The sequence below is a fragment of the Cryptosporangium sp. NPDC048952 genome (assembly GCF_043197895.1).
In the GTDB taxonomy this organism is placed as follows: Bacteria; Actinomycetota; Actinomycetes; order Mycobacteriales; family Cryptosporangiaceae; genus Cryptosporangium.
Genome location: NZ_JBICTY010000004.1, coordinates 98662 through 112159, shown reverse-complemented (window position 1 = coordinate 112159; position 13498 = coordinate 98662). Strand labels below are relative to the sequence as shown.

The window sequence follows — 13498 nt, the reverse complement described above, 5'->3', positions numbered from 1 at the left end:
CTACTAGCGGGCCAGCTGGGACTCGATCGCGTCGACGACCTCGGCGGACTCGGGCTCGGTGCGGGGCCGGAACCGGCCGACGACCGCGCCGTCCCGATCGACCAGGAACTTCTCGAAGTTCCACTGGACGTCGCCGGCGTCACCCGCGGCGTCGGCGTGCGCGGTGAGCTCCGCGTAGACCGGGTGCCGGTTCTCGCCGTTGACCTCGATCTTCTCGAACAGCGGGAACGTCACGCCGTACGTGGCCGAGCAGAACTCCTGGATCTCGTCGGCGCTGCCCGGCTCCTGGCCCATGAACTGGTTGCAGGGGAACCCCAGAACCGTGAAGTCCTTGTCGGCGTACTTCTGCTGCAACCGCTCGAGGCCCTCGTACTGGGGGGTGAGGCCGCACTTGGAGGCCACGTTGACCAGGAGCAGCGTCTGCCCCGCGTAGTCCCGCAGGCTGGCCGGCTCGCCGGAGAGCGTGTGCAGCGGGATGTCGTAGATCGCCATGTTCGGAGCGTAGGCCGTGTTCGAAGCGCGGCCCAGCCGCGGTGGGGTGCAGGTATGAACGCATGCGTCGATGCATCATGCGTGGACGCAGTTCCGGCAATCATCGGACCATCGCTCAGGTTCGAGGGAGGCCCATGAGCCAGCCGATGTCGTTCCCCCGTCCGCGGATGCGTCCCGAGGACTCGTACCTTCGCTCCGGCCCCGAGCGGCTTCCGAAGCGGGTGCCCGGCGCCGCCTTGCACGGCGTGCCCGGGGCGCGCAGCGGTGAGCAGCCCCGCGCGGACTGGCATCCGTATCCGCCGCGTCCACGACGGGGGTTCTTCGCCCGCCTGTTCACACGGGCAGTCGAAGCACTTCGTCGATAGCCGCGAGCAGGTCGCGCCGGTTGAACGGCTTCTCGATCAGCGTCACTTCCGGGTCGATCGTGCCTTTCGACGTCAGCAGGCGCTGGGCGAAGCCGGACATGTAGAGCACCGGCACGGCCGGGTACAGCGCGCGGACCTGGTCGGCCACCTCGCGGCCGGAGAGCCCCGGCATCGTGATGTCGGTGAGCACCAGGTCCAGCCGGCCGGAGTAGGTCGCGGCGAGATCCACCGCTTCGGCCCCGGACGCCGCCGAGATCACGGTGTACCCCACCCGGGTGAGGATGGTTTCGATCGACGCGCGCAGGTCACGCTCGTCGTCGACGAGCAGGATCGTGCCGAAGCCGGGCTTCGGCTCCGTCCTGGGCGCCTCCTCCGGATCGGTGAGCTCGGCGTCGGCCGCCGGGAGCAGGATCGTCACCGTGGTGCCGACGCCGACCTCGGAGTCCAGCCCGATGGTGCCACCGGCCTGCGACACGATCCCGTACACCGACGCGAGCCCGAGTCCGGTGCCGTGCCCCTCGGCCGCCTTCGTGCTGAAGAACGGTTCGAACGCGCGCTCGGCCACCTCCGGAGGCATTCCGGTGCCCGTGTCGATCACGCGCAGCCGCACGTAGGGGCCACGATCGAGGCCGTGCAGCGCCGCGTCCATCGCGCCGAGTGTCGTGTGGTCGGTGTGCACGCCGAGCGAACCGCCCGCCGGCATCGCGTCCCGGGCGTTGACCGCGAGGTTGACCAGCACCTGCTCGATCCGGCCCGGGTCGGCGCTCACGGCCGCCGGGCGGGGCGTGAGGTCGTCGGTCAGGACGATGTTCGCGCCGAGCGTGCCGGTCAGCATGCGCTGGACGTCGCGCACGACGTCGTTCAGGTCGAAGACCTGCGGACGGACGATCTCGCGGCGGCCGAACGCGAGCAGTTGCTTGGTCAGCCGGGCACCGCGTTCGGACGCGGCGAGGACCTGCGCCACCGCCTCGCGGGCGCCGTCGAGGACAGGTGCGTCCGCTTCGTCGAGATCCTCTTCGAGGATCGAGGCATGGGTGCTGATGATCGCGAGCACGTTGTTGAAATCATGGGCGACGCCACCCGCGAGCTGACCGAGGCTGTCGAGGCGCTGCGAGCGCTGCAGTTCGTTCTCCAGCCGCTGGCGCTCGGCCTCCTGACCCAGCCGGGCCGAGATGTCGTGCACGGTGGCGGCGACCAGCAGGCCCTCGTCGGTCTCGATCGAGGCGAGTGAGATCTCGGCCGGGAACTCGGTGCCGTTCTTGCGGCGGGCGGCGAGTTGCAGGCCCTCCCCCATGCGCCGCATCCGCGGATCGGTCACGTAGATCGACCGGTGCTCGGCGTGGCGCTCCCGGATCTGTTCCGGCAGGAGGATCTCGACCGGCTGACCGCGCAGCTCCTCCGCCGCGTAGCCGAAGATCCGCTGCGCTTCGGAATTGACGAGCTGGATGACGCCGTGCGCGTCGACGCCGATGACCGCGAGCGCCGTGGCGTCGAGCAACCAGCGGAACTTGGCCTCGTCGCGGTGGCGGGCGGTCACGTCGCGGGAGACGCGGGCGGCGCCGACGATCCGGCCGGCGGCGTCGGTCACCGGCGACACCGACAACTCGACCATCATCCGGTGGCCGTCGCGGTGGGTGCGCTGCGCCTCGTAGATTTCGACGCTTTCGCCCTCGGTGATGCGGCGGAGGATGTCCGCTTCCTCACCGGCCGTTTCGAGCGGGTAGAGCTCGGCCATGCGGCGGCCGCGCATTTCGTCCTCGGTGTAGCCGTAGAGCTGCTCCGCGGCCGTGTTCCACGAGGTCACGCGTCCTTCCAGGGACTCGCCGATGATCGCGTCCCGCGCCGAGCGCACGATCGCCGCCGACCAGCTCTGCGCGGCACCGGAGCTGCCGGCTGCGCGAAGGGCGAGCGTCGTCACGGTGCCGTCGCAGGTCGCGGCCTCGCTGCGGGTCACGCTCGCGGCGAAGACACTGCCGTCCGGACGACGGAACGGCGTGGTGGCCACGCGTCCCGTCGTCGTGTCGAGCAGGTCGTGCGCCGATTTGGCCTCGTCCGGTGGTGCCAGCAGGTCGGCGAGCTCGCGGCCCAGGAGTTCCTGCTGCGGACAGGCGAAGAGCTCGGCCGCGGTGCGGTCCGCGAGCGTCACCCGACCGTCCGGACCGCAGACGAGCAGCGCGGCCGAGCGGTATTCGTCAACCCAGAGCGGAGCAGTGAACGACAACGTCCCCATTTACCCCATAATGCCACGGATAGTTACACCAGCGGATCGGGGAACGGCTGCGTCGAATTCGGGTAGCTCGCCAGCTCGGCGTCGACGTTGCTCTTGTTCACCAGCCAGCTCTGCGTCGTCAAGCGTGGCTTGACGGCTTTACCGCTCGTGGCCTGCAGGCAGGCCCGGACGAGCACCGCACCGACCGACGCCGGGTAGGTGGCCACCGTGGCGTCCAGCTCCCCCGCCTTCACTGCCCGGAGACCTTCCCGGGTGCCGCCGACCGAGACGACCTTGACGGTGCCGGCCACTCCCAGTTCGGCGATCGCCGCGGCGGCCGCCCGGCCCGCCATGTCGCTGCTGGTGAAGATGCCGCGCACGTTCGGCTGCGCGCCGATGGCCTCGGTGACGATGCGCTTGGTGTTGGTGAAGTCGTCGTTGGTGGCGTCGGTGGTGATGACGTCCAGCTTGCCGTCGGAGCCATCCTCGAAGCCTTCGCGCTGCTGAGCGGCGTTCGCGTCACCCGGGCTGCCGACGACCATCGCGACCGTGCTCCCGGCGGGCACGGCACTGATCATCTCGCGCACCGCCTGGTGACCGATCTCCAGATCGCTCGGGCCGATGAACGACGTGACGGTGAGCCCCGCTGCCTGCGTTGCCTTCTCGTCCAGCCGCTGGCCGACGTTGAAGATCTTGACGCCGTTCTTCGCGAACCCGGTGAGCGGGGCGACCAGCGCTTTCGGGTCGACCGGGGCGACGGCGAAGCAGTCCATCTTCTCCGGCATGAACGCCTCGACCTTGCTGACCTGGGCGGCGGCCTCGGCGTTCTCGGCCGCGTCCGGCGAGATGTCGACGTCGGTGTCACGGCCCTCGTCGGCCGCGGCATCGAGCAGCGCGTCCCAGCTCTCCGACGTCGAGTCGGGAACGACCAGGCCGAGCATGGTCTTCGTGGCGGTGTCGCCCGCCTGCGTGGACGACTCGGCGTCGCCGCAACCGGCGACCACCAGCACCAGGCTCACGCAGGCGGCAGCCATGGCGGCACCGCATCGCAATCTTCGGTGTGGGCGCTTGCGCTGTGTGATCACTCTCACGGTGATTGAAAGTAGCACCTGCGAACGTCGTTCGCCTCGTTGTCCACAAGAGCATCTGCCGAAGTCAGCGGGGTCAGACGGCCTCCTATCGGCGCAAATATCGCGCAACCGGCTGATCTCGGAGGCGGGGTCGTTCACCTGTTGGTCGCTTGGAACCTGTAGGGAATCTCCGCCGGGAGTACTACGCTCTGTGATCCTGCGGTCACGAATGCGAGAACGTCGGTGGAGTCAGGTACCTTCGCGGCGTCCCGGTCCGTCCGGGGCGTCCGGGGAAGGGGCCACGATGGGCGTGCGGATGGGCACCGCGGCGGGGCGTTGGGTGCTGCTCGCGACCGTGCTCGGCTCGAGCCTCGTGATGCTCGACGGCACTGTCGTGAACGTCGCGCTGGAGAGCATCGGCCGCGAGCTGCGGGCCGACTTCGCCGGCCTGCAGTGGATCGTCAACGCCTACACGCTCGCGCTGGCCGCGCTGATCCTGCTCGGCGGAGCGCTGGGCGACCGGTTCGGGCGCCGGCGGGTGTTCATGTTCGGCGTTGCGTGGTTCGCCGCGGCGTCGTTGCTGTGTGCGCTGGCGCCCACCGCGGAGCTGCTGGCCGGTGCACGGGCCCTCCAGGGCATCGGCGGTGCGCTGCTGACGCCCGGCAGCCTGGCGATGATCGCGGCGACGTTCGACTCCGCCGACCGGTCGCGGGCCGTCGGCGCATGGTCGGCCTGGGGTGGCATCGCGGGGGCGGTCGGCCCGTTCGTCGGCGGGTGGCTCGTCGAGTGGAACTGGCGGTTCGTGTTCCTGCTGAACCTGCCGCTGGCGATCGTGGTGATGGTCGTGGCGCACCTGCACGTGCCGGAGTCGCGCGATCCCGACACGGTGCGCGGCTTCGACGTGAGCGGCACCGTCGTCGGCGCCAGTGGGCTCGGGGTGCTCACGTACGGGCTGATCGCGGCCGGGGGGCGCGGGTTCGACGGGTTGGTCTGGGCGCTGGTGGTCGCGGGGCTGGCACTGCTCGCGCTGTTCCTGGTGATCGAACGGCGCTCGCCGCATCCGCTCGTGCCGCTCGATCTGTTCGCGAACCGCACGTTCAGCGCGGTCAACGGCGTCACGTTCGCGGTGTACGCCGCGCTCGGCGTGTTCTTCTTCCTGCTCGTGCTGCAGTTGCAGGTGGTGGCGGGGTTCTCGCCGATCGCCGCGGGCACGGCGTTGCTGCCGGTCACCGCGGTGATGCTGCTGCTGTCCTCGCGGACCGGTGCGCTCGCCGATCGGATCGGTGCGCGGATCCCGCTGACGGTCGGGCCGCTCGTCGCCGCGACCGGTTTACTGCTGGTCACGCGCGTCGGCCCGGACGCCTCGTACGTCACGACCGTGCTGCCCGCCGTGCTGGTGTTCGGGTTGGGCTTGTCGCTGACGGTGGCACCGCTCACCGCGACCGTGCTGGGCTCGGCGGAGTCTCGTCACGCCGGGATCGCGTCCGGTGTGAACAACGCGGTCGCCCGGGCGGCAGGATTGCTGTCGGTGGCGGTGATTCCGGTCGTGGCCGGGCTGTCCGGTCGGGCGTACGCGGACGCCGCGCTGATGGCGGACGGGTTCCGCATGGCGATGCGGATCTGCGCCGGGTTGCTCGCCGTCGGCGCCGTGCTCGCGTTCCTGCTGATCCGGACGCCCCGCCGCGCGCCGTCCGCGGTCCCCGGAACGGCCGCGGCGGGCACTGCCGGACCGGTCGGCGCTGCCGCCGCGGGCGCGGAGTCGGGTGCCGGTGCGCCCGACGGGGCCGCCGTCGGGGCGGCGGCCGCGGGGGTGGGTGCCGGAGTGGGCGCTCCGGGCACGGGGGCACCTGCCGCGGCGGCCGCCGCGGACGACTTGGATCTCGCGCAGTGCCTGCACTGTGGCGTGACCGGCCCCCAACTCCACCCGGGCCAGATCACGCCGGCCGAAGCACCCCCGGCTGCCCGCTGACACCGGTGCGCCGCCCGGTTCGGGCGGCGCACGGGTGGGTCAGCGCTTGCGCTTGTTGTCGGTGTTGTTGTCGCCGCCGACCAGGCCGGCGCGGCGGAGGGCGTCGGCGAGGGCGCCTTCCGGTTCGGGGCGGCCTCGGCGCTGGGCGTCGCGGCCACCGCCGCCGCCCTGACCGCCCCGGGAGCCGCCGCCCTGCCCGCCACCACGGCCGCCTTGGCCGTCCCGGGGGCCGCCACCGCGGCCGCCCTGGCCGCCGGGCCCGCCGCTGCGCGGGCCGCCGCCGGTGCGTGCACCGCGGTCGCCGGACTGGCCGCCGCGATCACCGCGGCCACCCCCCTGGCCGCGGGCGCCACCGCCCTGGCCCCCGGCACCCGCCTCGTCGTCGAGGCGCAGCGTCAGCGAGATGCGCTTGCGCGGCACGTCGACGTCGAGCACCTTCACGCGGACGACGTCACCGGGCTTCACCACGTCACGCGGATTCTCGACGAACGTCTTCGACATCGCCGACACGTGCACGAGCCCGTCCTGGTGCACACCCACGTCCACGAACGCCCCGAACGCGGCGACGTTCGTGACGACCCCCTCGAGCACCAACCCCGGCGACAGGTCCGACAGCGTCTCGATGCCCTCGGTGAACGTCGCGGTCTTGAACTCCGGCCGCGGGTCACGCCCGGGCTTCTCCAGCTCGGTGATGATGTCGGTGACCGTCGGCAACCCGAACCGCTCGTCGACGAAGTCGGTGGGCTTGAGCGCCCGCAGAGTCGTCGTGTTGCCGAGCAGCCCGCTCACGTCGCTGCCGGTCGTCTGCACGATCCGCCGCACGACCGGGTACGCCTCGGGGTGCACGCTCGTGGAGTCCAGCGGATCGTCCCCGCCCGGGATCCGCAGGAACCCGGCGCACTGCTCGAACGCCTTCGGCCCGAGCCGCGGCACGGCCGACAGCCCCGAGCGCGACCGGAACGGACCGTTCGCATCCCGGTGGACGACGATGTTCTCCGCCAGCCCGGTCGTGATGCCCGAAACCCGTGCCAGCAGCGGCACCGACGCGGTGTTGAGGTCGACGCCGACCGCGTTCACGCAGTCCTCGACGACCGCGTCGAGCGACTTCGACAGCTTCAGCTCGGACAGGTCGTGCTGGTACTGCCCGACGCCGATCGACTTCGGATCGATCTTCACCAGCTCGGCCAGCGGGTCCTGCAGGCGGCGCGCGATCGACACCGCACCGCGCAGCGAAACGTCGAGACCGGGCAGTTCGGCGGATGCGTACGCGGACGCGGAGTACACCGACGCACCGGCCTCGGACACCACGATCTTGGTGAGCTTCAGCTCGGGGTGCTTCGCGATGAGCTCGGCGGCCAGCTTGTCGGTCTCCCGCGACGCGGTGCCGTTGCCGATCGCGATCAGCTCGACGTCGTGGGCAGCGGCCAGCCGGGCCAGCGTCATGAGCGACTCGTCCCAGCGGCGCCGCGGCTCGTGCGGGTAGATCGTGTCGGTGGCGGTGACCTTGCCGGTGCCGTCGACGATCGCGACCTTCACGCCGGTGCGCAGACCCGGGTCGAGGCCCATCGTCGCCCGGGTGCCGGCCGGTGCGGCCAGCAGCAGGTCGCGCAGGTTCCCGGCGAAGACCGCGACCGCGTCGTCCTCCGCGGACTGCCGCAGCCGCAGCCGCAGGTCGATGCCGAGCCGCACGAGGATGCGGGTACGCCACGCCCAGCGGACGGAGTCGATCAGCCAACGGTCGGCCGGACGCCCGGCGTCGCGGATGCCGAACTTCGCGGCGATGCGCACCTCGTAGTCGCTGGCCCCGGTGGGCGGCGGCGCGTCGTCCGGAAGCGGTTCGTCGGACGCGAAGTCGAGGTCGAGGACCTCCTCCTTCTCGCCGCGGAACAGCGCCAGGATCCGGTGCGACGGCAGGCGCGTGTAGGGCTCGGAGAACGCGAAGTAGTCGGCGAACTTGGCGCCGGCCTCCTCCTTGCCCTCACGGACCCGCGACGCGACGTGACCGCGCTCCCACATGCGCTCACGCAGCTCGCCGATCAGGTCGGCGTCCTCCCCGAAACGCTCGACGAGGATCGAGCGGGCGCCGTCGAGCGCGGCCGCGACGTCGGCGACGCTCTTCTCCGCGTCGACGTACCCCGCGGCGAGCTCCTGCGGGTCGTTGGACGGGTCGCCGATCAGCGCGTCGGCCAGCGGCTCCAGCCCGGCCTCGCGGGCGATCTGGGCCTTGGTGCGGCGCTTCGGCTTGTACGGCGCGTAGATGTCTTCCAGGCGCGCCTTCGAGTCGGCCGCCTGGATGCGCTCGAACAGTGCGTCGTCGAGCTTGCCCTGGCTCCGGATCGACTCGACGATCGCGCCCCGCCGCTCCTCGAGCTCCCGCAGGTAACCGAGGCGCTCCTCGAGCGTGCGGAGCTGGGCGTCGTCGAGCGCCCCCGTCTGCTCCTTGCGGTACCGGGCGATGAACGGCACCGTCGAGCCGCCGTCGAGAAGGCCGACCGCGGCGTCGACCTGCCGCTCCGCGACGCCGAGTTCGTCGGCGATGCGCCGCCCGATCGACGCCGCACCGGTCAGCCCGACACCGGTCGGGCCCGCCGGGCGCGCCCCCACCGATTCTGTTCCCACGCAGCTCCGCCTATCCGTCTGCGCCGACTGGTCAGCCGGCGCGGTTCCGTTCTCCGTGCGAAACCGTAGCGTCCGCACGCCCCGGTCAGTGCGTGTCGTCCACAGGTTCGATAAATCAATGTTTTGTTGACAACAGGGAGTGTAAGGTCGAGCCATGGCTGACGCACTCACCCCGCCCAGCGCGAGCCGCGCCCGCGCGGAGCGCACGTACACCGCCCTGTTCCGGCTGGCCGAACGGCACGCCGCCACCGACGCCGACCGGGCGCGCCAGGTCAACGGCGCGGTCGTCGGGCCCCACGAAGCGGTCCGGCTCGTCGCGTTCCTGGCCGGCGGTTCGGCCGCCTACCGAGACGACGAACCCGAGGTCGACACGGCCGACCTCACCGCGGCGCTCACCCTGGTCCCGCTGGTCCGGGCCGAGCTCGACGAGCTGGAACTCGGCCTGCTGACGATGGCGAGGGGGCGCGGGATGACCTGGTCGGACATCGCGTTCGGGCTCGGTCTCGGCAGCGCCCAGGCAGCCTCCCAGCGTCACGACCGGCTGGCCGCCCGGGCCACGGACGCTTAGTCGCGAAAACCTCGGGAATCCGATTCGGGCGAAACGTCCCTAGTTAGGAGTTCCCGATGAAACGAACGTTCACCGCCCTCGCGCTGGTCGGAGCCGTCGCCTTGGGCGGGGCCACGGCGTCCGTGGCCGCCTCCGCGGACGCCGGGCTCAACGAACAGGACCGGCTGTTCCTGCGCTCGGCACACCAGGGCAACCTGGCCGAGCTCAGCGCCGCGCGCATCGCCCAGCAGAAGTCCACGACCCGCACCGTTCGTGACCTGGCCGCCCGTTGGCTCACCGACCACACCGCGCTCGACCTGCGGCTGACCCAGGCGGCGCTCACGCTGGACGTCGTCCTGCCGGCGGAACCGGACGCGGCGCAGGAGGCGGTCGAGGCGCAGTACCGGGCGGCGGCCGCCGCGGACTTCGACGAGCTCTGGGTGAGTACCCAGATCACCGCTCATCACCAGGCGAGCGCGCTCGTCGAGGCCGAGTTGCGCCGAGGCTCCTCGGCCGAGGTGAAGACGCTGGCGCGCGAGGCGCAGCCGGTGATCGCGGCGCACCACCGGCTGCTCGCCTCAGCCGCGCCGGCGGCCGGCGTGGTGGTTCCCGCCGAGGGAAACGCGCCCCCTCCGGGCGCAGTACGCACCGCGACACCGAGCCCAGCGACTCCGACGACCGCTGCGACCGGGGCTCCGAGCGCGGCGCCCAGCTCGGCGGCGCCGACCGGGTGGCGGGTCACCGAGTCGCCGGGCACGCCCGGATGGACCCGGCCCTCACCGGGGATGACCGGGGCGACCATCCCCATCCCGGGCGGACCGGGGCCGTCGATCACCGTGGGCAGCCGGTAAGGATTGGTCACAGTTTCGGTGACGGACGGCACCCCCGCTGGCTCCGTCCGGTCCGCGCTGCCCGAAGGTTGAGCGATGGCGGTGACCCGGGTTCCGCGCCTGCGGGCGGCGTTCGCCGGCACCCGCGCACTCCGCGTTCCGGCGTTCCGGGCGCTGTTCGCCGCGCAGATCGTGTCCGGGGTCGGTACGTGGTCGCAGAATCTTGCCACCTCGCTGCTCGTTCTGCATCTCACCGGTAGCGCTGCGGCGCTCGGACTGGTCACCGCGATCCAGTTCGCGCCGATGCTGGTGCTCTCGCCGATCACCGGCCGCGTTCTCGACCGGTTCGACGTCCGGCGTGTGCTGCTGGTCACCGGGACCGCGGGTGGCGTGACTGCGGGCGCGCTGGCCTCCCTCGCCGCAGCCGGGCACGCGCCGCTGTGGGCGGTGATGGTCGCGGTGGGGCTGTTCGGCGTCGCCGGCGCCTTCGACCGGCCCGGCGTCTACACGCTGCTCCCCCGCACCGTCGACGCGGAACGGCGGCCCAGCGCGATCAGCCTGGTCACCGCCAGCAACGCGGTCGCGCGGCTCGGTGGCCCGGCGCTCGCGGGCCTGCTCTACGCCACGATCGGCCCGGCCGCCTGCTTCGCCTTCAACGGCATCTCCTACGTAGTGGTGGTCATCGCCCTCTGGCTCCTCCCCCGCCTCGGCGCCACTGCGGATCCGGCTCCCGCAGAGGTTCCGGCGGCCCCGACTGGCGGGCTCGGGCTGGGGTATGCGTGGGGGCACCCCGACCTGCGGGCCGCACTCCTGGCCAACGCCGCGATCGGCTGTCTCACCTTCAACTTCGGGGTGATGCTCGCAGCCATGGTCACGTTCACCTACGGCGCCGGATCGAGCACCGTCGGCCTCGCCTACTCCACCGACGCGGTCGGTGCGGTCCTCGGCGGCCTGCTCGGCGTCGGCGCCCTGGTCACGCGCCACCGCACGGCGCTGACCTGCGTCGCACTGGGCACGACGATCGCCGCCGCGGGCCTGGCGCCGAACCTCGTCGTGTTCCTGGCGATCCTCCCGGTCATGGGCGTGGCGATCACGATCTACCAGTCCACCGTCACGGCCCTGGTGCAGCAGGCGAGCGAACCGGCGATGCTCGGCCGCATGATGACGCTGCTGACCCTCGGCTGGTTCGGCACCACCCCGGTCGGCGCGCTGCTCATCGGTTGGATCGCCGACGCGCACTCCCCGCGGGCCGCGATGGTCGTCGCCGGCAGCACGTGTTTAGTCTGCGCTGTCGCAGTGGTTCTCCCCGCACGACGAAAGGCAGGGACACCGTGACCCGTTACGTCCTCATCGGCGCCGGCGCGATCGGCGCACCCGTTGCCGCCTCGCTGCACGAAGCCGGCTCCGAGGTCGTCCTCGTCGCCCGGGGTGCCCACGCCGCGGCGATCCGCGACAACGGGCTCACCTACGTCCGCCCCGACGGCGAGCGTCAGGTCCGGCTCCCGGTCGCCGAGTCCGCCGCCGAGCTCGAGCTGAGGACCGGCGACGTCCTGATCGTCGCCACCAAGACCCAGGCCACCGAGGCCGTGCTGCAGGAGTGGGCCTGGCGCCCGGTGACCGGCGGTACCACCGCCGCCGAGACCCTGCCGCTGATCAGCCTCCAGAACGGCCTGGAGAACGAGCGGGCGGCGCTGCGCCGGTTCGCCCGGGTCTCGGGAGCGTCGGTCTGGATGCCGAGCAGCTATCTGCGCCCCGGCGAGGTCGTGGCGCCGGGTGAGCCGCAGGTCGGCTCGTTCTGGCTCGGACGGTTCCCCGGCGGCCTCGACCCGGACTCCGAACTCTGGGCCGAAGACCTGCGCCGCGCGAACTTCGTCATCCGTCTCGTCGAGGACCTCCCGCGCTGGAAGGCCGGGAAGCTGCTCGCGAACCTCGGGAACGCGGCGGACGCGTTGTTCCCGCGTCACGAGCGCGCCGAGGAGCTGAACCGGGCAGTCCGGGCGGAGGCGCGGGCAGTGCTCACGGCCGCCGGGATCGACCCCGCCGACCCGAAGAGCGACCCGGCGGTCGACCTCGACGCCTACGGGCTCGCCCCGGCGCTCCTGGACCGCTACGGCGGCAGCTCCACCCGGCAGAGCCTGAGCCGGGCGTCCGGCGATACCGAGGCCGACTTCCTCAACGGCGAGATCGTGCTGCTCGGACGCTTGCACGGGGTTCCCACGCCGCTGAACGCGGCCGTTCAAGCAGCGGTGGCGTCCGCCGCGCGCGACGGTCTCCCTCCCGGCGGTGCTCCCAAAACTTTGATCGACGATGTGCTCCGCGCCGCTGCGAAGCAGGGAGCCCCCACCGGGTGAGGTGGGGGCTCCCGGACGCGGCCCGCGGGATGGGCACACGTCACCGACCGAATAGGTCGGCAGTCGAGGGCGCGCCGAAGGCGCACGTGTCGGTTCCAGGCGGCTCAGCCGGCGGCACGAAGGGGCGTCCCCATGGGTGAAGTGTGGGTCAGCCGGGTGTGCAGGTTTCCGCGGGCGGCGACGTCGCTGTAGTAGGTGTGGCGGCGGCGCGCGATGCACCCGTCCTGGCGCACGTGGTTCGGCAGTTGCTCGGGATCGAGCTGGGAGTTGATGCCGTCGCGCAGCAGCGTCAGCGCCTCCGCGCGCAGCTGCGAGACCCGCGATTCGGTGACACCCAGCTCCGACGCGATCACCGCCATCGGCCGTTCGTCGAGGAAGTAGGACTCCACCACCGTGCGCAGCCGCTCGGGCAGCGCGGAGATCGCCTGGTGCAGGTAGCCGATCTTCTCCCGGTGCAGCAGGAGCTCCTCGGGGCCCTGGGTGCGGTCGGGTACCAGGTCCTCGGCGGTGCCGGCGGCGAATCCCTGCAGCGACAACACGACCGCGCGCTGGACGTCGTCGGCAGCGGAATGAAGCTCAGCCACCGCGACGCCGAGCGTTTCCGCCAGTTCCGTGTCGGTCGGTGTGCGGCCCAACTGCGCCGTGAGCTCCGCGGCGGCGGTCTCGATCTTGCGGGCGCGGTGGCGCACCGAGCGGCTCGCCCAGTCCAGACCACGCAGCTCGTCGAGCAGCGCACCGCGGATGCGGACGGTCGCGAAGGAGCCGAACGGGGTGCCGCGGGAAGGGTCGAACGACTTCGCGGCGGACGCCAGGGCGGCCAGCCCCGCGGACGTGAGGTCGTCGCGGTTGACGTGCGCGGGGACCCGGCCGAGCATCTCGCGGACGAGGTGGCCGACCAGCGCCAGGTGCTCACGGACCAGGGCGTCGAGTTCCCGCTCGGTCAGGCGCGCCGGGGCGGCGAGAGTAGTCGTGGTCATGCGATCCCCCCTGTGGTTCCGACACGAATGAGCTTGTGCCGGTTCGGGTGCGGGAGCGGGTGCCGCTCA

The 13498-nt window shown here is 72.0% G+C and carries 10 protein-coding genes; 5 read left to right on the top strand and 5 right to left on the bottom strand.

Going from position 1 to position 13498, the window contains the following annotated elements:
- Positions 1–3: 3 nt before the first annotated feature.
- From ACGFY5_RS23065 to ACGFY5_RS23055, 3 genes are all read right to left on the bottom strand, one after another.
- Entirely contained in the window at positions 4–492 is a 489-nt protein-coding gene (locus ACGFY5_RS23065; protein ID WP_392722753.1) for a glutathione peroxidase, read from the bottom strand.
- A gap of 333 nt (positions 493–825) precedes the next feature.
- The gene (locus ACGFY5_RS23060) at positions 826–3087 is read right to left on the bottom strand and encodes a PAS domain S-box protein (RefSeq protein ID WP_392722751.1); all 2262 of its coding nucleotides are present in this window, start codon (positions 3085–3087) and stop codon (positions 826–828) included.
- Between the two features lie 23 nt (positions 3088–3110).
- On the bottom strand, positions 3111–4100 hold the full coding sequence (locus ACGFY5_RS23055; protein WP_392722750.1) for a substrate-binding domain-containing protein: 990 nt from the start codon (positions 4098–4100) through the stop codon (positions 3111–3113).
- A 340-nt stretch (positions 4101–4440) separates the two neighbouring features.
- Between ACGFY5_RS23055 and ACGFY5_RS23050 the strand changes: the two genes are divergently transcribed.
- Positions 4441–6105: an MFS transporter gene (locus ACGFY5_RS23050; protein WP_392722749.1), complete on the top strand. Its 1665-nt coding sequence runs from the start codon at positions 4441–4443 to the stop codon at positions 6103–6105.
- 39 nt (positions 6106–6144) lie between these two features.
- Here the strand turns inward: ACGFY5_RS23050 and ACGFY5_RS23045 are convergent, their stop codons facing one another.
- Positions 6145–8709 (bottom strand): Tex family protein, encoded by a 2565-nt coding sequence (locus ACGFY5_RS23045; RefSeq protein WP_392723887.1) that lies wholly within the window; start codon positions 8707–8709, stop codon positions 6145–6147.
- 169 nt (positions 8710–8878) lie between these two features.
- On the opposite strand from ACGFY5_RS23045, the gene ACGFY5_RS23040 reads away from it, so the two are divergent.
- The 4 genes from ACGFY5_RS23040 (at position 8879) to ACGFY5_RS23025 (ending at position 12452) form a co-directional block, all read left to right on the top strand.
- Positions 8879–9292, top strand: a complete 414-nt coding sequence (locus ACGFY5_RS23040; RefSeq protein ID WP_392722747.1) for a DNA-binding protein — start codon at positions 8879–8881, stop codon at positions 9290–9292.
- Positions 9293–9348: 56 nt separating this feature from the next.
- Positions 9349–10122, top strand: coding sequence for a DUF4142 domain-containing protein (locus ACGFY5_RS23035; RefSeq protein ID WP_392722746.1), 774 nt, complete (start codon positions 9349–9351; stop codon positions 10120–10122).
- Between the two features lie 75 nt (positions 10123–10197).
- Positions 10198–11436, top strand: coding sequence for an MFS transporter (locus ACGFY5_RS23030; protein WP_392722744.1), 1239 nt, complete (start codon positions 10198–10200; stop codon positions 11434–11436).
- Complete coding sequence (locus ACGFY5_RS23025; RefSeq protein WP_392722743.1) at positions 11433–12452, top strand: ketopantoate reductase family protein; 1020 nt, start codon at positions 11433–11435, stop codon at positions 12450–12452. The genes ACGFY5_RS23030 and ACGFY5_RS23025 overlap by 4 nt, the downstream gene beginning before the upstream one ends.
- A gap of 104 nt (positions 12453–12556) precedes the next feature.
- Here the strand turns inward: ACGFY5_RS23025 and ACGFY5_RS23020 are convergent, their stop codons facing one another.
- Positions 12557–13429, bottom strand: coding sequence for a sigma-70 family RNA polymerase sigma factor (locus tag ACGFY5_RS23020; protein WP_392722741.1), 873 nt, complete (start codon positions 13427–13429; stop codon positions 12557–12559).
- Positions 13430–13498 lie beyond the last annotated feature (69 nt).